General features: G+C 44.8%; 26 protein-coding genes and 1 tRNA gene. 15 read left to right on the plus strand and 12 right to left on the minus strand.

Annotated features, from left to right (window positions below):
- Nucleotides 1–87: 87 nt before the first annotated feature.
- The 6 genes from LKD46_RS10640 to LKD46_RS10665 are packed head-to-tail and all read right to left on the minus strand — an operon-like array spanning nt 88 to nt 1,753.
- Nucleotides 88–444: a hypothetical protein gene (locus tag LKD46_RS10640; protein ID WP_173745658.1), complete on the minus strand. Its 357-nt coding sequence runs from the start codon at nt 442–444 to the stop codon at nt 88–90.
- Nucleotides 441–608: a hypothetical protein gene (locus LKD46_RS10645; RefSeq protein WP_227574129.1), complete on the minus strand. Its 168-nt coding sequence runs from the start codon at nt 606–608 to the stop codon at nt 441–443. The genes LKD46_RS10640 and LKD46_RS10645 overlap by 4 nt, the downstream gene beginning before the upstream one ends.
- A 9-nt stretch (nt 609–617) precedes the next feature.
- Entirely contained in the window at nt 618–788 is a 171-nt protein-coding gene (locus tag LKD46_RS10650; RefSeq protein WP_173757997.1) for a hypothetical protein, read from the minus strand.
- A gap of 14 nt (nt 789–802) precedes the next feature.
- Nucleotides 803–1,024: a helix-turn-helix domain-containing protein gene (locus LKD46_RS10655; RefSeq protein ID WP_021652393.1), complete on the minus strand. Its 222-nt coding sequence runs from the start codon at nt 1,022–1,024 to the stop codon at nt 803–805.
- A 10-nt stretch (nt 1,025–1,034) separates the two neighbouring features.
- Nucleotides 1,035–1,511 carry a transcriptional regulator gene (locus LKD46_RS10660; protein WP_055222078.1) on the minus strand — a complete coding sequence of 159 codons (477 nt, stop codon included), beginning with the start codon at nt 1,509–1,511 and terminating at the stop codon, nt 1,035–1,037.
- 41 nt (nt 1,512–1,552) lie between these two features.
- Nucleotides 1,553–1,753: a helix-turn-helix domain-containing protein gene (locus LKD46_RS10665; RefSeq protein WP_021652391.1), complete on the minus strand. Its 201-nt coding sequence runs from the start codon at nt 1,751–1,753 to the stop codon at nt 1,553–1,555.
- 89 nt (nt 1,754–1,842) lie between these two features.
- Here LKD46_RS10665 and LKD46_RS10670 point away from each other — a divergent pair, with 89 nt between their 5' ends.
- From LKD46_RS10670 to LKD46_RS10690, 5 genes are all read left to right on the plus strand, one after another.
- Entirely contained in the window at nt 1,843–2,052 is a 210-nt protein-coding gene (locus LKD46_RS10670) for a hypothetical protein (protein WP_055222080.1), read from the plus strand.
- A gap of 120 nt (nt 2,053–2,172) precedes the next feature.
- On the plus strand, nt 2,173–2,526 hold the full coding sequence (locus tag LKD46_RS10675; protein ID WP_117628360.1) for a helix-turn-helix domain-containing protein: 354 nt from the start codon (nt 2,173–2,175) through the stop codon (nt 2,524–2,526).
- Between the two features lie 40 nt (nt 2,527–2,566).
- Nucleotides 2,567–3,508, plus strand: a complete 942-nt coding sequence (locus LKD46_RS10680) for a hypothetical protein (protein ID WP_227574130.1) — start codon at nt 2,567–2,569, stop codon at nt 3,506–3,508.
- A 17-nt stretch (nt 3,509–3,525) separates the two neighbouring features.
- Complete coding sequence (locus tag LKD46_RS10685) at nt 3,526–4,080, plus strand: helix-turn-helix domain-containing protein (RefSeq protein ID WP_173758000.1); 555 nt, start codon at nt 3,526–3,528, stop codon at nt 4,078–4,080.
- Nucleotides 4,081–4,402: 322 nt separating this feature from the next.
- Nucleotides 4,403–5,506, plus strand: coding sequence for a site-specific integrase (locus tag LKD46_RS10690; RefSeq protein WP_227574131.1), 1,104 nt, complete (start codon nt 4,403–4,405; stop codon nt 5,504–5,506).
- A gap of 136 nt (nt 5,507–5,642) precedes the next feature.
- Here the strand turns inward: LKD46_RS10690 and guaA are convergent, their stop codons facing one another.
- From guaA to trmB, 5 genes are all read right to left on the minus strand, one after another.
- Nucleotides 5,643–7,220, minus strand: coding sequence for a glutamine-hydrolyzing GMP synthase (gene guaA / locus LKD46_RS10695; RefSeq protein ID WP_021652384.1), 1,578 nt, complete (start codon nt 7,218–7,220; stop codon nt 5,643–5,645).
- Nucleotides 7,221–7,320: 100 nt separating this feature from the next.
- On the minus strand, nt 7,321–8,883 hold the full coding sequence (locus LKD46_RS10700) for an alanine/glycine:cation symporter family protein (protein ID WP_118515345.1): 1,563 nt from the start codon (nt 8,881–8,883) through the stop codon (nt 7,321–7,323).
- 811 nt (nt 8,884–9,694) lie between these two features.
- Nucleotides 9,695–9,767: transfer RNA gene (locus LKD46_RS10705), tRNA-Lys, on the minus strand.
- A gap of 94 nt (nt 9,768–9,861) precedes the next feature.
- Entirely contained in the window at nt 9,862–10,035 is a 174-nt protein-coding gene (locus LKD46_RS10710) for a hypothetical protein (RefSeq protein WP_173739392.1), read from the minus strand.
- A 218-nt stretch (nt 10,036–10,253) separates the two neighbouring features.
- Nucleotides 10,254–10,910, minus strand: a complete 657-nt coding sequence (gene trmB / locus LKD46_RS10715) for a tRNA (guanosine(46)-N7)-methyltransferase TrmB (RefSeq protein ID WP_092072632.1) — start codon at nt 10,908–10,910, stop codon at nt 10,254–10,256.
- A 678-nt stretch (nt 10,911–11,588) separates the two neighbouring features.
- Between trmB and LKD46_RS10720 the strand changes: the two genes are divergently transcribed.
- The 10 genes from LKD46_RS10720 to LKD46_RS10765 all read left to right on the plus strand — a co-directional run bounded on the left by LKD46_RS10720 (nt 11,589) and on the right by LKD46_RS10765 (nt 22,193).
- Complete coding sequence (locus tag LKD46_RS10720; protein WP_227574132.1) at nt 11,589–11,909, plus strand: hypothetical protein; 321 nt, start codon at nt 11,589–11,591, stop codon at nt 11,907–11,909.
- A gap of 19 nt (nt 11,910–11,928) precedes the next feature.
- A complete protein-coding gene (locus LKD46_RS10725) occupies nt 11,929–12,972 on the plus strand; it encodes a V0D/AC39 family V-type ATPase subunit (RefSeq protein WP_227574133.1) in 1,044 nt (347 codons plus the stop codon).
- Between the two features lie 18 nt (nt 12,973–12,990).
- A complete protein-coding gene (locus tag LKD46_RS10730) occupies nt 12,991–14,931 on the plus strand; it encodes a V-type ATP synthase subunit I (protein ID WP_118625180.1) in 1,941 nt (646 codons plus the stop codon).
- A gap of 67 nt (nt 14,932–14,998) precedes the next feature.
- Complete coding sequence (locus LKD46_RS10735) at nt 14,999–15,430, plus strand: ATP synthase subunit C (protein WP_227574134.1); 432 nt, start codon at nt 14,999–15,001, stop codon at nt 15,428–15,430.
- Between the two features lies 1 nt (nt 15,431).
- A complete protein-coding gene (locus LKD46_RS10740) occupies nt 15,432–15,740 on the plus strand; it encodes a V-type ATP synthase subunit F (protein ID WP_021653137.1) in 309 nt (102 codons plus the stop codon).
- Between the two features lie 12 nt (nt 15,741–15,752).
- Nucleotides 15,753–16,340: a V-type ATP synthase subunit E gene (locus LKD46_RS10745; protein WP_118515355.1), complete on the plus strand. Its 588-nt coding sequence runs from the start codon at nt 15,753–15,755 to the stop codon at nt 16,338–16,340.
- The gene (locus LKD46_RS10750; protein ID WP_227574135.1) at nt 16,333–18,102 is read left to right on the plus strand and encodes a V-type ATP synthase subunit A; all 1,770 of its coding nucleotides are present in this window, start codon (nt 16,333–16,335) and stop codon (nt 18,100–18,102) included. The genes LKD46_RS10745 and LKD46_RS10750 overlap by 8 nt, the downstream gene beginning before the upstream one ends.
- Before the next feature lie 15 nt (nt 18,103–18,117).
- Complete coding sequence (locus LKD46_RS10755) at nt 18,118–19,500, plus strand: V-type ATP synthase subunit B (RefSeq protein WP_015525388.1); 1,383 nt, start codon at nt 18,118–18,120, stop codon at nt 19,498–19,500.
- Between the two features lie 12 nt (nt 19,501–19,512).
- Entirely contained in the window at nt 19,513–20,136 is a 624-nt protein-coding gene (locus LKD46_RS10760) for a V-type ATP synthase subunit D (RefSeq protein ID WP_059086266.1), read from the plus strand.
- 725 nt (nt 20,137–20,861) lie between these two features.
- Complete coding sequence (locus tag LKD46_RS10765) at nt 20,862–22,193, plus strand: MATE family efflux transporter (RefSeq protein WP_227574136.1); 1,332 nt, start codon at nt 20,862–20,864, stop codon at nt 22,191–22,193.
- Between the two features lie 237 nt (nt 22,194–22,430).
- On the opposite strand, the gene nagB is transcribed toward LKD46_RS10765, so the two are convergent.
- Nucleotides 22,431–23,174: a glucosamine-6-phosphate deaminase gene (nagB, locus tag LKD46_RS10770; RefSeq protein WP_015525385.1), complete on the minus strand. Its 744-nt coding sequence runs from the start codon at nt 23,172–23,174 to the stop codon at nt 22,431–22,433.
- Nucleotides 23,175–23,239 lie beyond the last annotated feature (65 nt).

Here is a 23,239-nt window from a genome sequence, read left to right on the forward strand (position 1 = left end):
AACCTGTTTTTAAAAGTTCTGACTGGTCTTGGATAGGATCGTGGGTGCCGTCTACACTCCGCTTTCCCCTTATTATCCAAGACCTTTTTAATGTTCATCACCTCCTATAAACCAATTCAGAAACCCAAACAGTGCGATGCCGAATATTCCAACAAAAACTATTTCTGAGCCAATTTCATGGCTTCCTCTTTCGAGATAAAGCTTATTTGAAAGCATATTGTAAAGAATCGTGCTTGCCAGGACTGGAAGTGCATACTTCAAAGCTCTTGCAATAAAAAGGATTCTCTTTCTCACTTTCTCTTTCTTTTTGCGGATGTAGTATTTCTCATATTCTGCCTCATTGAATTTTCGCACCACGGACAGATATACCCTTGTTTTGGAATCTTCTGTGATATACTTATATTCCATGTCTTTGCACATATCTGGCACCTTGCATACATTCATTTCCTTACCTCCTTGTCAATGAGAATCAATTCCTTTGCGATAACGCTCTGCAATGCCATTCTGTCCATTTCGTGCCAGCTGATCGGCACCGGGCTGTTGTCCATTGCATTCAGGATCCGCTCTGCGGCCTGATGATATTTTTCAAGATCTTTTGCTGTCAGCATCTTTCCCTCCTATACTGCCAGGCGAAGCTGGCCATTTTTTTCTTCTTTCATCATCTTTTCAACAAATGCAGTTGCTTTTTCTTTTCTTTCCATTTCGATCAGACATTCTTCATGGCAACTGCACTGTTCTCCCGGATCCAGATACGCTCCGCAATCCGGGCAGATTCTATAAAAAGCCATCGTATCCACTCCTTTCATTCAATCATGTATAATTTGTTAAATGCCTTTTTGGGGATTTTCCCTGACGGATACCCCTTGGCAAGCTGTCCATCGGCTATCAGGTCCGACCTAAGGGAGCGTATCATGCGATATGCCGTATCCCTGCTCACACCCATCATTTCTCTGACCTCAGCGGCTGTATAGTAAGAACGTTCCGCAGATGTAAGCTTTTTGATTACACCGTTTGCATTTTCCATACCAAGCACCTCATTCCAGATTTCTCTCAACCCAATTTTTCAGATTCTGCGTGATCTCATTTACTTCGTCCAATGTCTGAATGATTTTTTTCAGTTCCGGTTTTTCCTCTTCTGAGATAATTCCGTCTGCCGTAATATCAAGAAGTGATTCCTTTGCCTCGTTTATCTTCTTTAAAGAAGAAAGCATTCTCAGGCTGATTCTATCCAGTCCTGCATTCTCTATCTTCGGCATGTTCTTTCCAAGCGGGCACATCTCCCGGCAATAATTTCCTTTCAATTCCGGCGCCTTATAGCAGTCAGCCATCAGAAGAACTTCCTCCTGATATGGTATCGTGCTCCCAAGTTCGATTCTGGCTAGCCTTGTACGATCAATTCCTATTTCTTCCGCAGCACCTTCTCTGCTGCTCAGACGCTCATTTGACTTTGCCGCCTCATATCGTGCCTGGCAAAACATATTAGCCGCTGCTTTCGTAGCAAATTTCGACATTTTTCTCTCCTTCTATAAGCTGTATAATCAAGTTATGGTAATTAAATTGTGTACTCTGTATCGATATCCAGAGCCTTGCTGATTTTTTCAGCAAGTGCAGGTGCATACATTCTTCCATTTATGGTGGTTGTCACGTAGTTCCTGCACATCCCAACTTCACCGCACAATTCCGTGACAGACATATCTCTGTCGATTAAGGTTTTCTTTACTTCTTTGCACCATGGCGACAGTTTTCGCTTCAAAATATCACCTCCGTTTTCAACAAATGTTTATTACATTTGTTGTTTACATTTGTTTGCGATTGCATTAAAATAATCAGAAAGGAGTTATCATGGATAATTGGATTGATAATCTCAGAAGAATTGGGCTTAAACGTTATGGTGACGAAAACCGCCGGATTCTTTCTGAATTATTAAGAAACGGTATTCCTGCCGGAAACACTGTTATGTCAGAAGCATCTGCTGAGGCTCTTATCATTGCTGTGGCGGCCATGATTGAAGAAAACAACAAAGCATTGCTCTCCGATTTATCATCGATGTAACTCTCTCTTTTTTTGTTTTGCATTAAACATTTGTTTATTACATTTTTAATAATAATAGCATATTTGCTAGTTGTCAATACTTTTTTCGCATATTTGCTAAATCGGAGGTTTTTTATCATTATGTCTTTGGTTTCTCGAATCAAGAATCTTTCAAAAGAAAAAGACTTGAATTTAAAGCTTTTGGAAGAACAGGCAGGTTTTGGTAATGGAACTATCCGTAGATGGGATAGTAGCCCTCCCTCCGCGGATAAGCTTCTAAAAATAGCACATTTGCTAAATACATCCTGTGAATTTTTACTTACAGGAATAGAACAAGAATACCGCTGCTCTGAATTTGAATCGGAAGTTCTTTCTTTATTTAGATCACTTCCGCATGATGCGCAGTTGGAATTTCGAGGTGAATTGAAGGGGTACATAAAATGTTTAAAACGACAGGAAGAAGATGCTGCCGAGCCTCTTAAGAAAGCAAAATAATAAGCTTCGAGTGGTACCGAAGCAAAAGAGGGGAATGACTATGAAAGAGAAAATGATTGCACTTACCTGCTCATTGATTTTTGCCAATACTATCCCTGTATTCGCAGCATCCGATTATGGCATTAATATCGATCAAAAATACGTTTCTGGAGATGCTTCCCAATTATCCGATGCAATTTCCGAGTCGTTGAATGATATGGGTGTTAAAAAGGTTTCCTCTTACGATTTAGAGAAAAAAGAAGATTCTCAAACAGTTGCACAAGTAATTTTATCAGCAGATGGCGTAGCCATGGAGGCGGTCTGCTACTATACAAAAGACAATACTTGGAGTTGCTCTTCTATAACGAATATCCACAGTAGTAGTGATGATCTGATTTATTATTGGGTCAATCCGGTTTCCGCTGATGCAACCGCGTTTGAAATTAAAGACTACAAAACAGGGGAATATAAGCCAGAAGGAGCTGCCAAAGAACTGCTTTCACAATATGAGAATCAGGAAAAATGGTTTTCACTGGAAGATTTTAAATTATACGATAAAAATGACGCTCCTATTGAGATACCTGATTCAGAAGATCATATAATGGCCTCTGCTTATCCTGATAGCAAAACATTTCGTGGCATAAAAATTGGTGATACAATTTCGAATTTATTTTCAGCGTATGATTCCAAATATTTTTCAGTACAGGTAGGCTATGATGACACCACCGCTACCGACGCTCAAAAGAAACTGGTTGAGATGTACAATGCCCAGATTGAAGCTGCTGATCCAGAGGATATCGAAAGTACTATTTCTTCTATTGACAGTAGCGCAGTATCCGTAGTCGTACTATTTGAAGGTGCTGAATTTTGTGGAAAAATAATTCCAAAGCCAGAACCGAATTCAGGCAAGTCGGTTTCATATAAGGTATCAGAAGATATAGGTTTCATAATTGATAATGATAAGATTTCTGATATTGGAATCCAACGCGGTGGCAGATATTAATAAGAGGAATAGTTTTTATGACAATTGGTGAACGAATAAAAGAATTGCGGGCTGAGGCTAATCTGCGTCAGTCCGAACTTGGAAAAGCAATAGGTTTTTCTGGCCAAGTAGTATCGAATGTCGAAAGAGGTTACTCTTTCCCGTCAACAGAATTTGTTAATCGCAGTGCTGCATGCTTCGGTGTGCCAGCAGATTACATTCTTGGCCGAACTACTTCAAGATATGCTGTTGCGGATCCGAAAGAAGTTTCCGCAGTGCAGGCAAGAATAAAAGCCCGTTTGGCTCAGTTGCAGATGAGCCTTCCGGACCTGATCAAAAAATCAACGCTGACAGAGGAAACCTGCTGTGACATTCTGGCCGGAAAGACTGTTCCTGGAATAGATGCCACTGCAAGCCTGTCAAAAGCCCTCGACACCTCTATGGATTACCTTGTGGGTAATTCTGAATACAGCTGTGCCATTGCTTCAGAAGACGAACAGGATATCATCCTGCGGTACCGTCAGTTATCCAAGAAGGGAAAACGTATCTTTTTGGGAATGATGGAGAAGATGGAAGAAGAAAAAACAGAATAGTATATTTAACTGGGGAACCGTTGGGGTGTTATGTCAGCCGCCGGACACTTTTGTGAAAGGAGGCTGGTGCTGATGGTTACATATGGTGATTTATTTACTTTTGTAATTATGCTTTGTGCAGTTGTAACTCTTGTTATCAATTTAATGCATAAAAAATAGCGCCCCTGCTCTGGTAAAGTAAGGCGCTATTTTTTAGTTACTACTCTATCCGGCGGTCAGGTGTACACTGACCAACGGTTCTCTTGTTAAGTACATTATATCTATATTCAACATTTTTGTCAAACATTTGTTGATTACATTTGTTTAGTAATGGAGGATTCAGATGCCGGCTTATAAGTATTTTACCAAAGATGGAAAGACAAAATGGTACGCCAACTTCTACTATGATGATTGGCTTGGCAAGCGTCAGCACAAATGCAAAAGGGGGTTTTCTACCAAAAAAGAGGCTATAGAATGGGAACGTGACTTTCTGGCGCAGGGAGCCAAGGATCCAGATATCCTGTTTTCTGCTCTGATCAAGAATTATATGTCAGACTGCAGCTCCCGGCTGAAACTGACCACTCTGGAAAATAAGCAGTATCTAATAGACATGAAACTGCTGCCATTCTTTAAAGATATGAAGATCGGTGACATTACTCCGATCGTGATCCATCGATGGCAAGATGCCATGATTAATTACAGGGACGATAAGGGAAATCCTTATTCTCAGACGTATCTGAAGACCATCAATAACCAGATGTCTGCTATCATGAATTATGCTGTCAAATACTATAAGCTCCGGAGCAATCCATGCCTTGCAGCTGGTGCGATCGGGAAAAGCAGTGCAGATGAAATGAACATCTGGACCAGAGAGCAATTTGACTACTTCCTTACCTTTGAAAAGAAAAGTGCGTACCGGATGGCGTTCAGCCTCATGTTCTATGGAGGACTCCGATCTGCAGAAGTTCTGGCTATTACTCCGGCGGATATCCTGCCGGACTACTCCATATCAATTAACAAGAACTTTGTGGTTATAAAAGGCGAGCAATACTTCCAGACACCCAAAACCGAAAAGAGCAAACGTGTCGTGAACATTCCGCAATCTCTATATAAAGAGCTTCAGGATTATGTTGCCAGCATGGCTATAGAACCAGATGAGCGTATCTTCTATTTTCAGAAATCCGGTATGCGGTCAGAATTTAAACGTGCAACTGCCAGATCTGGTCTTCCGGAGATCAGGATCCATGATCTTCGCCATTCCCACGCAAGTATGCTGATTGACATGAAGTTTTCTATCAAAGAGATTTCGGACCGGCTTGGACATGAATCACCGGAAACAACCTGGAAAGTTTATGCTCATTTGTATCCAGGAAAAGACAGGAAGCTTGCTGACGCTCTCAATGAAGTAAGAGCCACAAATGATAATGCAGAAGATAAAAACGTATGAAACGTACAGTATCATATAATAACAAAAAATCCCCAAAAATAAGACACTTTCTCCCCATTAACATCACCGTAGCATCACGGGCAAAAATAAAATCCCAGAAACCCTTGTAAATAAAGGATTTCTGGGATTTTGCTCATTATTCAAACTCAATCGTTCCAGGCGGCTTACTTGTAAGATCATAGAATACGCGGTTTACGCCCTTAACCTCATTAATAATGCGGTTCATCACCTTATTAAGTACTGCATAAGGAATCTCAGCAGACTCCGCAGTCATGAAGTCAATAGTCTTAACGGCGCGAAGCGCCACTGCATAATCGTATGTTCTGAAGTCTCCCATTACACCTACGCTTCGCATATTTGTAAGGGCTGCAAAGTACTGGTTCGGCATCCAGGACGGATCTTCTCCGTGTTCTTTCTTATAGTCGGCGGCTGCATTGTCGACTTCTTCACGGTAGATGTAGTCTGCATCCTGTACGATGCGTACTTTTTCCTCGGTGACTTCACCGATGATACGGATTCCAAGTCCCGGGCCCGGGAATGGCTGACGGAATACCAGTCTTTCCGGAATTCCAAGCTCAAGGCCGGCTTTACGGACCTCATCTTTAAACAGGTCACGAAGCGGCTCAATGATTTCTTTGAAATCAACGAAATCCGGAAGGCCGCCTACGTTATGGTGGGATTTGATCACTGCGGATTCTCCGCCGAGACCGCTCTCTACAACGTCCGGATAAATGGTTCCCTGTGCAAGGAAATCTACAGCACCGATCTTCTTGGCTTCCTCCTCGAAGATACGGATAAATTCCTCACCGATGATCTTACGCTTCGCTTCAGGCTCTGTAACACCGGCAAGCTTGTCGTAATATCTCTGCTGTGCATTCACGCGGATAAAGTTCAGGTCAAACTGACCATTCGGTCCGAATACACCTTCAACCTCATCACCTTCATCCTTACGAAGAAGACCATGATCTACAAACACACAGGTAAGCTGCTTGCCGATCGCTCTGGAAAGAAGTCCTGCTGCTACGGAGGAATCTACACCACCTGACAGGGCAAGGAGAACTTTTCCATCACCGACTTTCTCGCGGATCTCTTTGATCGTGTGTTCAACAAAGGCATCCATCTTCCAGTCTCCGGCACATTCGCAGACACCAAGCACGAAGTTGGACAGCATTGTCTTTCCTTCTACTGTGTGCAGTACTTCCGGATGGAACTGGATCGCATACAGTTTCTTCTCTTCATTCTGTGCAGTTGCTACCGGACAGTCTGCAGTATGTGCAGCGATCTCAAATCCCGGTGCAGTCTGGGAAATATAGTCTGTATGGCTCATCCAGCAGATTGTTTTGTCGGATACATTTTTGAAGATCCTGGAATCTTTCTTATCGATGAGAAGCTCTGTCTTACCGTATTCGCTGACATCTGCTTTCTCAACTTTTCCGCCAAGGACATGCATCATGAGCTGTGCTCCATAGCAAAGTCCAAGTACCGGAATACCAAGCTCAAATAATTCCTTCTGGTAAGTCGGTGAATCTGCCTCATAGCAGCTGTTTGGTCCGCCGGTAAGGATGATTCCCTTAGGATTCATCGCTTTAATCTTCTCAAGATCTGTCTTGTAAGAATAAATTTCGCAATATACATTACATTCTCTGACACGTCTTGCAACCAGCTGATTGTACTGACCGCCAAAATCAATGACAATAACTAATTCTCTTTTCAAGGCTTTCCTCCTGTTATTTATAACATCTTTAGAATCTGTTACTCATTATAAATGAGTACATGCACTTTTACAATGCTAATTTTATCTCCCGCCGGACTTTTTATTTTCCGGAAAAATTTTTCACTGTTTTTTTTGCCTGCTCATCCCAGTAAGCGCAGTCATTTCTTCCAATTATCTCCGATGTAAACGGAGTACCGTCATTCTTCTTATAATGTCTGGTCGCCCGGAAAACATATTTCGCACCGACATAAACGATCGGTACGTTGAAAAATACGATCAGAATATTTCCAAGATCAGAAAATGCCCAGAGATTTCCAAGCTCCAGTCCTGCGATATTACAGAGAATACCAAATGCGGCAACAAAAAGACCGATGCAGCGTACAAAATTAATACATATCTTATCCTTGCGGATACGGTTTGCTGCGATTTCCGAAAAGCTGATCATTCCAAGCAGACAGGTAAATGCAAACAGGCAGAAACATAAGGTTACAAGAAATGTAACGATCCCGTTCATTGCAGTTCCCGGAGTCAGCACAGCAATGGACTCCGTATATTTAGGAAGTTTATCAAGAGCCTGCCAGTTTTCCGCATCTGCTCCTGTCCAGCAATGTGCCATAACTACCACAAATCCGGTAAGTGTACAGATCACAATGGTATCAAGAAAAACTCCCAGAGAAGCGATCACACCCTGCTCACATGGATGCTTTGCGTCAGCTGCTGCTGCTGACATGGTGATCGTTCCCTGACCAGCCTCATTGGACATCAAACCTCGTTTTACGCCCTGTGCAAGAACTGTTCCAAAAACACCTCCAAAAAATGCATCCGGCTTAAAGGCTCCTGCAAACACGCTTCCGAAGAAATACGGAATACGGGTAAAATTCAATATGATAAGAAGTAACACTACTACCATATAGAGCACTGCCATCACCGGCACCATCATATCTGTCCATCTGGATACTTTTTTGATTCCGCCAAATGCGATAGCTGCTGTGAGAATTACGATCAGCGTACCTACTATATAATAGAAGGCTGATCCGCTTGGGATGGTTTTTCCGGTTACGATCTCTGCCATGCGTCCTACTGATGAAACAACGTTAAAGCCCTGTGCCGGCAGACAGCAAAGCGCATACAGAATATACAATACCGAAAGAAAAACACCGATCCATACCTTATTTCCAAGAAGCTTTCTCCCATAAAAAGGAAGACCTCCTACGAACTCATCGTCCTTCTTCTCCTTGAAAATCTGAGCAAGGACACCCTCCATGTATGCAACTGCCATCCCGAAAAACGCAGATATCCACATCCAGAACAGGGCCCCCGGTCCACCCACTGCAATAGCACCTGTTACGCCCAGGATATTTCCCGGTCCTACACGCATAGCTGAACTCAGGAAAAACGATGCAAGCGGCGAAATTCCTGTTTCCACAACACGTTTCTCCGTCATGGTCCTGATTCCTTTTTTAAAGTAAGTCACCTGCATAAAACCGATCCTGAAACTGAAAAAAATCCCGGACCCAAGAAGTAATATGATCGCAAAGGATATATTTCCCAGAATCGGGATACTGCTGTACCAGTCAAAATTCGTGGGGAACTCCCACAGAAAATCAGACAGTGGACCGATAAAGCTGAACACTCCATTGATCGCCTCAAACACTTTCTCCATAGCCATCTCCTCCCTTTTCATCTGAATACCTCAGAATTGAACCATCTTTCCGGATATCACATTTTCCGCTGAATATAAAATATAGATATATTCATTTATACCCCTCAGAAAAATTTCCGCACCTGTTCATATAACATGTGTACCACATCCATACTCGTTCATTTCCCCTCCGGATTTTTATGCTATGGTTTATTATACCGTATCGGCTTAAAAAAGTCTTATTTATTTTCACTATTTTTGTACAAATTTCAGAATTTTCTATTCTTACAAGCCCCACCGACTGCTATTGCTTTTCGCCCCCCGCAGGGGACTTACTTGATTCGAGTCAAGCGGATATTCGCAATCCGCTTCGCTACGCGGCTCTACACCGAATAACTTCTTCGCAGTTTATCAGACTTTATAAGATATTTAGACTTTCCTCACAAATTTTTAAAACGCTTCTCACAGTTCCATCACATTTTGACGGTATATTATTAATCAAATAAAGCACAAAGCTTTTTCATCTTATAGATCATTACTTATTTTTCTTTTCATACTCTGCCGGGTCCCTTCCAAGACCCGGCCCTCCTTTTTATCTTCTTACAAACTCCCATAGTATACCATCCTTTCTTTATTCAAAAGGATCTATACCTATAATCATGGTGTCTATATTAGACATTCTGATTCTATCTGATGATCGACATTTTCATCTCGGTCCATTTACTCCGCATCACTTCACGCCCAGATATCCTTATCCCCCCTGAAACCCGAATAAACACAACAAAAAAACACCGTCCCCGCAGCTCTATATCTGCAAAAACAGTGCCTTTAGTGCGTCTTCAGGGGTTCGAACCCTGGACACCCTGATTAAGAGTCAGGTGCTCTACCAACTGAGCTAAAGACGCTTATTTAATTATTTGTCTTTCGTTTTTTGTTTCGTTCGTTCCTCAAGACATGTTGTATTATACGTTATGATTTGAAGAAAGTCAACACCTTTTTTTAATTTTTTTTATTTTTTTCTTTTTTATTTTTTATATCTTCATTTGATGCAATTTTGTTCAGTGATTTTTCTATTTCTGACAGCGAATTTCTGATCTGAAATGCCTGGCTTTTGACGCCGCGTTTTACACTGTTGAGATTTCGCCGGAATGAGTTGGATTTTCTTTTTTTCAAACCTTATCTTCCCCTCTTTCTTTATGCAGATCAGGCAGCTTCTCCTGCAGATTCGTATATTCCTGCTTGACGCTCCCTCTTATTTATTATATGAAAACAGGCCGATCTGTTTACAGATCAGCCCGATAAAACAACCTTCTATATTAATGCAGAATATCTATGCGCCAGATAAGCTTTGATATCAGATACCTTCTGAAAACCACTTAACCTTACCTCTTCTATTTTTGTCTGATCACCATCTTACAGATCGGATTGCCCATGGAAGAAAACTTCTCCTCATACTCCGTCATCACATTTCCCTTCACCAGCTCCTCATCATGATGAAGATCAAACGTACAAACCTCCAGGTTCCAGTCAGACTCCTTCACCTCTTCCAGGGAAAATTCAAACAATCCACGGTTATCTGTCTTAAATTCCACAGTACCCTCTTTTTTCAGGACCTGCTCATACCTCTTCAAAAACTCCCTGGAAGTCAGTCTTCTCTTGGCATGACGGGCCTTCGGCCACGGATCGGAAAAATTCAGATAAATCCCGTCAACCTCATCCTTCTCAAAAATCTCCGGCAAAAGCCTTGCATCCACACGGATGAACACCAGATTTGAAAACTTCTCCCCGGCCTCCTCAAGCTCCTCCCTCTTCTGAAGTGCCCGAAGCAGCACACTGTCATACATCTCGATCCCAACATAATTCCTCTCCGGATGCAGCCTCGCCATATCCATCAGGAAACGCCCTTTTCCCATACCAACCTCAAGAAAAAGCGGTCTCTTCTCCCCAAAAACACTCGCCCATTCCCCTTTAAACTTCTCCGGTTCATCAATCACCCAGTCACACTCCAAAATCGCATCCTTCGCCCCGGGAATATTACGTAATCTCATAAATAACCTCCAAATTAATCTTCCTATAATATACAAATCAAATAACTACCTCTCGCAGCCAGCAAAAGCAGTCTATAACAATTCCCCAAACCAATGAAACCACTATAATACATCCGCCACCAGCCACACAAACCAGAATACCTGCACAAATCCAAAAAAATCATCATTCCTCTTCCAGAATATCCGATAAAACACCCTGTGCAAGGCATCCCAATATTCAACTATACATGTAACCCCCACCCCGCCGCAAGCAAAAAATAAAAAAAATCCTCAACCAAGCAATAGCAACGCGCTTCGCCATCCACATCCATATACACATCCCCTCAACCAGGCGACAGCAACGCGCCTCGCCGTCCACATCCAACACCATCCGCATCCACACACATCGGCTCAACCTCACACATCCAACACAGCAGCATACATACACAAGTCAACAACCTCACACCACCACAACCAAGAACTCCTAAAAAAAAGCCCGAGGGGTGTGCAGAGGGGCCATGGCTTTATGGCCCCTTTGCGGTTTTCCTCTTTTCCCACAAAACCCCAAAAAATATCTTTTTACCCACATTTCCCTCAAAAGTTTGCAGAAAAATTAACAAAATTTTAGTTGTTTTTACCATAAAAAAGGTGTATCATATAAAAATCAATTATAAACAATAAACAAACAAGGAGGGCGCTATGGAACAAATCCTAAATAAGCTTTCGGAAATCGAAGCTACAGCCAATGCCATCATGCAGGACGCTGCGCGACAGAAACAGGCTCTCTCGGAAGAAGCAGAAAAACAGACGAAGGAATTCGACGCTTCACTTGAAAAAGAAACCAGCGACGAGATCCGGAAGATCCGTGAAAATCTGGCCCGCGAGAAAGACGCCCGGATCAATGAGCTTCGTGCAGAAACCGAAGACCAGCTATCCAGGCTGGATGCCTATTACGAAGCCCATCACGAAAGTCTTTGCAGTGAGCTGTTTCAGAAAATAACAGGCATCACCGAAACCTGAAGGGAAAGGAAGTGATTCAATGGGCTCTGTCCTCTCATACAGCGGACTCTCCACCAAGATCCGCGCCATGCAGAGCAGGCTTGTGACAGATGAGCAGCTGGAAGAAATCGTTCAGCTTCCCAATGTCCCCCAGGTAACAGCCTACCTGAAACGGACTCCGGAATATCAGAATATCTGGTCCGGTCTCGATGAAAATGATCTTCACCGCGGACAGATAGAAAAACTCCTGAAGAAATCCATCTTCCTGAATTTTTCAAGGCTTTACCACTTTGCAAATCAGGAACAGCGAACGTTCCTGTCGCTTTACTCGAAGCGTTATGAGATCCGCGTCCTGAAAGAAATCATGACGAATCTCTTTGACCACCGGGACACCGATCCCGTAGATATTTCTCCCTACCGCGATTTTTTCAGACATCATTCCAAGCTGGACATTGACAGGCTTACCGCCTGCACCAATATGGATGAATTCATTGCGGCACTGAAGGGAAATGATTTTTTTATTCCGCTGTCTCAGGTCAATGAACGTGGAAATGCCACGCTTTTTGACTTCGGCATGGCACTTGACCTTTCGTATTTTTCACAGATCTGGAATGTGCGGAAGAAGCTTTTCAAAGGTAACGATCTGAAACAGATCACCAGGGCTTACGGTGAAAAATTCGATATGCTGAACCTGCAGTTCATCCAGCGCTCCAAACGCTGCTTTCAGATGGAACCGGCTGCTATTTACGCACTGCTGGTCCCCATGAACTACAAGCTCCGCAAAGAGGAGATCACCACCCTTGTGGAAGCCCCTACACCAGAAGAGTTCCGTCGTATCTTCAATGGGACTTATTATGGTAAAAAATACGAACAGCTGACCGTCGCCAGTCTGGAAGAATTTTATAACTATATTCTTCGCAGCATACTGGAACAGGAAGCACGCAAGGATCCCTATTCCGTAGCAGTCATCTATTCCTATTTATATCACAAAGAACATGAAGTCAACCGTCTGACCATTGCCCTTGAATGCGTGCGCTATGGCGTGGACCCAGAACAATCCCTGCGTTATATACGCAACGGTTAATAACCAGGAGGTAGCAACGTGATTGAAAAAATGAATTTTCTGAGCATCACCGGTCCCAAGGCAGATATCGACCGGGTTGTAAACACCTACCTGTGCAAGTACGAGATCCATCTGGAAAACGCTCTCTCAGAGCTGACCACAGTAGAAAGTCTGACGCCTTTCCTGGATGTCAACCCTTACAGAGATGCCTTAAATTCCATCAATACCATTTATGAGGAGCTGAAAACTCCTCCGTCCACTTCCAACAGAAGCCCGGGTATTGAAACAGCACTTTCCACAGTAAAGGAGATCCGCTCCCAGGCGGATCAGCTCCAGAAGGAACAGTCCGAACTGGAAGAAAAATGTTCCTCTCTGGAAGAGTCACTGCGGATCATACGTCCCTTCCGAAATATTGATTATGATATTTCATCCATACTTCATCTGAAGTATATCCATTTTCATTTCGGACGTATCGAGAAACAGTATTATGAGAAATTCAAGAAATATATTTACGACAATCTGAACACGATCTTCCTTAAATGTGATGAAGATGACCAATACGTCTGGGGCGTTTACTTCGTACCGAAGCATGAAGCGCACAAAATCGATGCCGCCTACTCTTCTATGCACTTTGAGAAGATCTTTGTGCCGGATAATTATACCGGAACTGCCCAGCAGGCATTTTCAAGCGTAAGCAAACAATACGAGGATGCCCTGAAGCATCTGGAAGCACAGAAACAGAAATACCAGAGATTTCTTGCGGATCAGGCAGAAGCCATCGTTACCGCCAGAAACACCCTTCTTCAGTTTTCCAGAAATTTCGATGTCCGTAAAGCGGCTGCCTGCACCGGAAAGCATGAAAATTTCTATATTCTCTGCGGCTGGATGACAGAAGCCGACACCAGAGCCTTTCAAGCCGAAATCTCATCCGACGAAAAAATCTTCTGCCTGGTAGACGGAGAAGATACCAATACGCCGGAGCACGACCAGAACCATCAGCCACCGACCAAGCTGAAAAACCCGAAGCTTTTCAAGCCCTTTGAAATGTATGTAAAAATGTACGGACTTCCCGCCTATGGTGAGATGGACCCCACCTGGTTTGTCGCCATCACCTACTCCTTTATTTTCGGAGCCATGTTCGGTGATGCAGGACAGGGACTCCTGCTTTTTATCGGAGGATTGCTCCTGTACAAACTAAAGCATATCGATCTTGCCGGAATCATCAGCTGCGCCGGAGTCTTTTCCACATTTTTCGGTCTGATGTTCGGAAGCATCTTTGGATTTGAGGATGTCATACCTGCTCTGTGGCTGCGGCCTGTGAACAGTATGACGACCATACCTTTTATCGGAAAACTGAATACCGTATTTATTGTTGCCATCGGCTTCGGCATGGGAATCATCCTCCTGTGTATGGTTTTCAACATCATCAATTCCTTTAAGATGCATGACGTTGAAAAAACCTGGTTTGACACCAACGCTGTGGCAGGACTTGTATTTTATGGCTCCGCAGTTCTCTGCATCGGACTTTTTGTATCCGGGCATGCTGTTCCGGGTGGTGCAGTCCTTGCCATTATGTTTGTTTTACCGCTGCTTCTTATTTTCTTCAAGGAGCCTCTTACAAACCTGGTAGAAAAAAAAGCCGAGGTTATGCCAAAAGAAAAAGGCATGTTTATCGTACAGGGTATCTTTGAACTGTTCGAGGTTATCCTGAGCTACTTTTCCAATACACTCTCCTTCGTGCGTATCGGTGCTTTTGCAGTCAGCCACGCAGCTATGATGGAGGTTGTACTTATGCTTGCAGGCGCAGAGAACGGCAGTCCGAACTGGATCGTCATCATTCTCGGAAACCTGTTTGTATGCGCTATGGAGGGCCTGATCGTAGGTATCCAGGTACTCCGTCTGGAATATTACGAAATGTTCAGCCGTTTTTACAAGGGCAGCGGACGGAAATTCGAGCCGTTCTGCTCTAAAAACAAATAAAATGCCAGAGTCGGAACGCATTCTGATCCGGGCATTCAATTAAACGAATATTAAGGAGGTCATCATCATGACAGTCATTACACAGATCACAATCGCAGTTGCACTTATACTCAGCATCATTCTTCCATTTGGTTACTATCTTCTCGGCGAAAAAAACCGTGGCCGCTACAAAACAGCTCTTGGTGTCAACGCCTTTTTCTTCTTCGGGATCATGCTTGTTGCCATTGCAGTAACATTTGCAGGCGGAGCTTCCGTACAGGCTGCTACAGGCGCTGACGCAGGCCTTGCAACAGGTATGGGTTACATCGCAGCAGCACTTGTTACCGGACTTTCCTGTATCGGTGGTGGTATTGCCGTTGCCAGTGCGGCAAGCGCAGCACTTGGAGCGATCAGTGAGGATCAGAGCATCCTTGGTAAATCTCTTATCTTCGTAGGTCTTGCCGAAGGTGTTGCTCTTTATGGACTGATCATCTCCTTCATGATCCTTGGTAAACTTTGATATGAAAATGTATCTGATCAGTGACAATATTGATACTCTGACAGGAATGAGACTGGCTGGTGTAGAGGGTGTGATCGTTCATGAGCACGACGAACTGAAGGAAGCTCTGGAGCGCACCATCGCAGACAAAGAGATCGGAATCATACTCCTGACCGAAAAATTCGGCCGGGAGTTTCCTGAGATCATTGATGATGTCAAGCTTCATCACAAAACACCTCTCATCATTGAAATTCCTGACAGACATGGTACCGGCCGCAGACCTGATTTTATTACATCTTATGTAAACGAGGCTATCGGATTAAAATTATAGGCAGGTGATATTATGACAATTGAAGAGAAGCTTAAACACTTCTATGACACCTCCGTGGACGAAGCACGCCGTCAGGCGGAAAAAGATGTCCGGGAACACAAGGAAGCCCTGGATGCCGCACTGGAGGAACATAAAAAAATGTCTCTGGGAAATGCTGCCAGTTCCCGCAAAGCCGAGATTGCAAACGCAAAGCGCGAGATCAACAAGGCACTTTCCGCAGAGCAGCTTCACATCCGGCGAAACTGGACTGCCAGGCAGAGCCGCTTAAAAGAAAAACTTTTTGCAGATGTTCGGGTACAGATCCTAAAATTCATGGAATCTCCCCGCTATGAAGAATATCTTTGTACAAAGATCGAGGAAGCTGTCTGCTTCGCGGAACACGATGAGATCCAGATCTATCTTTCAAAAGAAGATGAACCCCGTCTGAAGTCTCTCACTGTAAAGACCGGTTTCCCGCTGAAGCTTTCCGATGAATCCTTTATCGGCGGAATCAAGGCGATAATCCCTGAAAAAAATATCCTCATCGACAATTCCTTTGAGGAAGGCTATCAGGCAGCTTACAGAGAATTCAAATTTGACGGAGGTCCAGCACATGAGTAAAACAGGTATTATCTACGGTGTTAACGGTCCTGTTATCTACCTCAAGGGCGACACCGGCTTCAAGATCTCCGAGATGGTCTATGTAGGCCCCGAAAAACTGGTTGGAGAAGTTATCGGTCTCAAGAAACATATGACGACCATACAGGTTTTTGAGGAAACTACAGGACTGAAACCCGGAGAAACTGTTATCGGAACAGGAGACGCCATTTCCGTTCTCCTTGGTCCGGGAATCATCCACAATATTTTTGATGGTATCCAGAGACCTCTGGCAGAGATTGCCCAGGCCTCTGGAAAATATATTTCCCGTGGTGTCAGCGTTGACTCTCTTGACACAGAAAAAAAATGGGAAACCCACATTACCGTAAAGGAAGGTGACGTCATCGGTGCAGGCACGGTTATCGCTGAAACACAGGAAACCGCCTCCATCCTTCACAAATCCATGGTTCCGCCCACGATCACACACGGAACCGTTATCCATGCGGTTCCTGACGGTGCTTATAACGTTCTGGAGCCCATCGTTACCGTCCGTCTTGATGACGGAACCGAAAAAGAACTGGCACTTGCCCAGAAATGGCCGATCCGTGTTCCACGTCCGACCTACAAGCGTTTCCCGGCCAGCGTTCCGCTCCTTACTGGACAGCGAATCCTGGATACTCTTTTCCCTATTGCCAAGGGAGGCACTGCTGCAGTTCCAGGCGGATTCGGAACAGGAAAAACCATGACACAGCACCAGATCGCCAAGTGGTCTGACGCAGATATCATCATCTACATCGGCTGTGGCGAGCGCGGAAACGAAATGACACAGGTTCTTGAGGACTTCAGCAAGCTGATCGACCCGAAATCCGGAAACCTGATGATGGACCGTACCACACTGATCGCCAACACTTCCAACATGCCGGTTGCAGCCCGTGAGGCTTCCATCTACACAGGTGTTACACTTGCGGAATATTACCGTGATATGGGTTATGACGTAGCAATCATGGCAGACTCCACATCCCGATGGGCCGAGGCTCTCCGTGAGCTTTCCGGACGTCTGGAGGAGATGCCTGCAGAGGAAGGCTTCCCTGCGTATCTGGCAAGTAAGCTTTCCGCCTTCTATGAGCGCGCGGGAATGATGCAGAACCTGAACGGAACAGAAGGTTCCGTATCCATTATCGGTGCAGTTTCCCCTCAGGGCGGTGATTTCTCCGAGCCGGTCACACAGAATACCAAACGTTTTGTCCGCTGTTTCTGGGGACTGGACAAGGCTCTTGCCTATGCCCGTCACTTTCCTGCCATCCAATGGCTGACCAGCTACAGCGAATATCTGGAGGACCTGACTCCCTGGTACAGAGAGCATGTCTCCCCGAAATTCGTTTATGACAGAAACCAGATCATGGCTATCCTCAACCAGGAAAGCTCTCTTATGGAGATCGTCAAGCTGATCGGAAGCGATGTTCTTCCGGATGATCAGAAGCTGACGCTGGAGATCGCCAGGGTTATCCGTCTGGGCTTCCTGCAGCAGAACGCTTTTCACCAGGAGGACACCAGTGTTCCTATGGAAAAGCAGTTCCTGATGATGGAAACCATCCTCTATCTCTACGAAAAATGCCGTGCCCTTGTAAACCGTGGCATGCCGGTTTCCGTGCTGAAGGAGGATAAGATCTTTGAACGTATCATCGCCATCAAATACGAGGTTCCAAATAAAGAGCCGGAGCGTTTTGATGAATATCATAAAGATATCGACCGCTTCTACGACAATGTACTGGAAAAAAACGGTTAAAGGAGGGATCAGTTTATGGCAATCGAATATCTTGGCCTGAGTGAAATAAACGGCCCTCTTGTTGTCCTTGAGGGTGTAAAAAATGCATCTTACGAGGAGATCGTGGAATTCCACATGGAGGACGGCACTCAGAAGATCGGCCGTATCGTGGAAATCTATGAGGACAAGGCCGTTATCCAGGTTTTTGAGGGAACTGACAATATGTCCCTCGGCAATACACACACACGTCTTACCGGACATCCTATGGAGATCGGGCTTTCCCCTGAGATCCTGGGACGTACCTTTAACGGTATCGGCCAGCCCATTGACGGGCTTGGCGAGATCACACCGGAAGTCAGCCTGAACATTAACGGGCTTCCGCTGAATCCGGTAACCCGTGAATATCCACGAAACTATATCAACACCGGTATCTCCGCTATCGACGGACTGACCACACTGATCCGCGGCCAGAAGCTGCCGATCTTTTCCGGTAACGGTCTTCCACATGATAAGCTGGCTGCACAGATCGTTCAGCAGGCTTCCCTGGGAGCAGATTCCGATGAAAAATTCGCCATTGTTTTTGCGGCAATGGGCGTCAAATATGACGTAGCCGAATTCTTCCGCAGAACCTTTGAGGAAAGCGGTGCCTCCGATCACGTTGTGATGTTTTTGAACCTTGCAAACGATCCGGTTGTAGAGCGTCTTCTGACACCGAAGATCGCCCTCACTGCCGCTGAGTATCTTGCTTTTGAAAAAGGCATGCACATCCTGGTAATCCTTACAGATATCACCTCCTTCTGCGAGGCCATGCGAGAGGTTTCCTCCTCCAAAGGTGAAATTCCTTCCCGAAAAGGTTATCCCGGATATCTGTACAGTGAGCTTGCAACTCTTTACGAGCGTGCGGGAATCGTCCGTGGCGGCACCGGTTCTGTAACCCAGATCCCGATCCTGACCATGCCAAACGACGACATCACACACCCGATCCCAGACCTTACCGGATATATCACAGAAGGCCAGATCGTACTGGACCGCCAGCTTCACGGTCAGGCGATCTATCCGCCGATCAATGTTCTGCCATCCCTGTCCCGTCTGATGAAGGACGGTATCGGTGAAGGCTTCACACGTGCCGATCATCAGGATGTTGCCAACCAGCTCTTCTCCTGCTACGCAAAGGTAGGCGACGCAAGAGCTCTGGCATCCGTTATCGGTGAGGATGAGCTTTCTCCGCTGGATAAGCAATACCTTGTATTCGGAAAAGCCTTCGAGGCAGAGTTTGTAGGACAGTCAGAAACAGAGAATCGAAGCATCATCGAAACTCTGGATAAGGGCTGGGAGCTTCTTGGTCTTCTTCCAAGAGAAGAGCTCGACCGTATCGATACCAAAGTTCTGGATCAGTATTACAGAGAAACCGTCCGTTAGTGAGGTGATTTTATGGATCCGAATACCTTTCCTACCAAGGGAAATCTTATACTTGCAAAAAACTCTCTGGCTCTTTCCAAACAGGGCTATGAGCTTATGGACAAAAAGCGTAATATCCTGATCCGTGAAATGATGGAGCTGATTGATCAGGCAAAGGACATTCAGTCCCAGATCGATGAGACCTTCCGTACCGCTTACGCGGCGCTTCAGAAGGCAAATATGGAAATTGGAATCGCTTTCGTAGACCAGATCTCTCATACCGTTCCTGTGGAAGATTCCATCCGAATCAAAACCAGAAGCGTTATGGGAACCGAGATCCCTCTTGTGGAATATGACAAAAAAGCAGGCAACACGCCGACCTACGCCTACTACAGCACCAAGCTGTCCCTGGACGAGGCCAAGGCAGCCTTCGAGCGTGTAAAGGAGCTGTCCATCCAGCTCTCCATGATCGAAAACGCCGCCATCCGTCTTGCTACCAACATCAAGAAAACCCAGAAGCGTGCCAATGCGCTGAAAAACATCACCATCCCCAGATATGAAACCCTCACCAGAGATATCACTAATGCTCTGGAGGAAAAAGAGCGCGAAGAGTTTACACGTCTGAAGGTGATCAAGCGTATGAAACAAAACAGTTAAAAAAATCCTCCGCAGATCTTTCCGGTTCTGCGGAGGATTTTTGGGTTATCCACACTTATCCACATCTGAAAATAACTTTTCAACACCTTGCAGTGACCGTTTTAACTGGGCACTGTTCTTTTTTATCCTCATTTCCATACATCCGATAATCCCCCTTTTAAATAGATTAGTTTTTCAAGAATTTACTCACTATTATCTGATTATTTGTTTTTATTCTTTTATATTATGTCTTTTTTGCAATAAATTTTATGATATTTAGAATTTAAAAATGTCAATAGTTTTAAGAACTTTTTTCCCACTTTTTACAATTTTATCATTTTACACAAAACATATGTTTAAATTTATTTATGTAAATCAGCTCATCCACATGGTTATCCTTGTGGATAATGTGGATAAATTTGTGCATAACTTGATTATTAGCGGATTTGCGGATTTTTGTCATGTGGAAAACTTTTTGGAAAGTTTTTCACTTATCCACCATAGTTCGACAGGTTTTGTGCATATTGCCAGAATGGTATTTTCCTGCGTGCAGTCTTGACATCAGCACTGTTTTTTGTTAAGGTGAAAACGCTAAAACAACGTGTGGATTTTTCAGTTCCGACTTTTTTCGCCACACAATCTGCCTTCACCAGTAAGACAGATTGTGTGGCTTTTATTATGCACAAAAAGCACACCTTTTTTCCCATGATCTACATTGTGAATTCTGATATAAAGGAGGATTTTTCATGAACGACACATTTATGAAGGAGAAGCCTGTCGGCCCGCTGCTGGCATCCATGGCGCTGCCTATGGTCTTTTCTATGCTTGTAAACTCACTATACAACATTGTGGACAGCTTCTTCGTGGCACAGATCAGCGAGCAGGCCATGACCGCCCTGTCCCTTGTCTATCCGGTCCAGAACATGATCAACGCCGTTGCCATTGGCTTCGGGATCGGAATCAACGCCAGAGTTTCCTATCACCTTGGCGCAGGGGACAAAAAAATGGCAGACACTGCCGCAACCCACGGATTTTTTCTGTCTGTGATCCACGGGATCCTGATGACTGTGATCAGCATCGCTGTTATGCCCGTATTCCTTCAGATGTACACCCAGGATGAAACCGTGATCCGGATGGGGCTGGAGTATTCTACCATCGTTTTCCTGTTTTCCACAGTAATTGCCATCAGCCTTTTCTTCGAAAAACTTTTCCAGGCTGTAGGACGGATGAAAGTATCTATGATCGCCCTGCTGGTGGGATGTATCAGCAACATCATCCTGGATCCGTTCCTGATCTGGGGAATCGGCTTTTTCCCGAAGCTGGGTATCCGGGGCGCAGCTCTGGCTACTGGCATCGGCCAGGTGCTCACCATTGCGGTCTATATGTTCTTTTATATCCTGAAGCCTATTCCTGTACGTGTAACGCCCAAAGCCCTGAAAACAAGCAAAGTAACGGATCTGAGCCTGTATGCCATCGGTGTTCCCGCGATCCTGAACCTGGCACTGCCATCGTTTCTGATCTCTTTTCTGAACTCCGTGCTGGCCGCTTACTCGGACAGCTATGTGGTGATCCTTGGCATTTATTACAAACTGCAGACCTTCCTGTATCTCCCGGCCAACGGAATCATCCAGGGAATGCGCCCGCTGATCGGTTATAACTTCGGTGCCCGTGAGATGAAGCGTGTGAAAAAAATCTTCCGGCTCACCCTGGAATCCAGCTGTGTGATCATGCTCTTTGGAACCGTTATCTGCCTCCTGGCATCCGGACAGCTTATGGGACTTTTCACAACTACCCCGGAAACCATTGCCGCTGGCTCCAGAGCACTGAAGATCATCAGCGCCGGCTTTCTTGTTTCTGCTGTATCCGTTACCACTTCCGGTGCCATGGAAGGCCTTGGAAAAGGCACGCAATCCCTTGTAATTTCCCTTTTCCGCTATGTGGTCGTTATCATGCCCACCGCATATCTTCTGTCCCATTTTATGGGTCCTGATGGCGTGTGGAACGCATTCTGGATCACAGAGGTGTTTACAGCCATCGTTTCTGTCATGATTTATCACAAAACGTTGAAAAAAGCCTGAGACTGCAAATGTCCGGCCCACCGGCCTGTTTGCAGCCACCTGCAGGTTTACGTCCCGAAAGCACAAAAAGCTTCGATCCACTCTCTGAGCACATCGCTCATCGATGAGAGTTAGATCGAAGCTTTCTTTATTAACCAAATCAGGAAAATCCCAAGAGTGATCCCTGATATCCTCTTGACTCAAACGGATATCCGTGATCTGCGTTCATTTAATTCGCGGAAATTTCCTCTGTATTTCTTACAGCAGTCCCTTCTCACGGATCAGCTTTAAAGCGCCTTCATCGGCCACTACCGTCACATCCGGGTGAAGCTGCAGGATAGATGCCGGCACGTTGGGCGTGATCGGTCCGTAGAGAGATTTGTAAAGAGCATCTGCCTTTGCCTCTCCGGTAGCGACCAGAAGGATTTTCTTTGCAGTCATGATGTTTTTGATACCCATGGTATATGCCTGCTTCGGCACATCATCCATAGTCTCAAAGAATCTTGCATTTGCCTTGATGGTGCTCTCCGTAAGGTCTACGCAGTGAGTCTCCTTCTCAAATGCTGCACCCGGCTCGTTGAAGCCGATGTGGCCATTTCCGCCGATTCCAAGCAGCTGCATATCGATACCACCCACGCTGCGGATGATCTCATTGTAATCCGCGCAGGCTTTCTCACTGTCCTCTTCCAGTCCGTTTGGCACATAGGTTCTTGCCTTATCGATATTTACATGATCAAACAGATTTGTGTTCATAAAATAACGATAGCTCTGATCGTTGTCTCCGGAAAGTCCTTTGTATTCATCAAGATTTACGGATGTGATCTGCGAAAAGTCCAGATCTCCTTTTTTGTACCACTCGATCAGCTGCTTGTACATTCCCACCGGTGTGGAGCCTGTAGCAAGTCCGAGAACGGCATTTGGCTTCATGATGATCTGTGCAGACATGATATTCGCTGCTTTTCTGCTTACGTCATAGTAATCTTTTCCTGTATAAATGATCATAATCTTTTCCCTTCTCCTTATGGTAAAAAAGAACAACCGGATAACTAAGATTCACATATCTCCTG

It is taken from the genome of Blautia fusiformis (assembly GCF_020686995.1).
Lineage (GTDB): Bacteria > Bacillota > Clostridia > Lachnospirales > Lachnospiraceae > Blautia_A > Blautia_A fusiformis.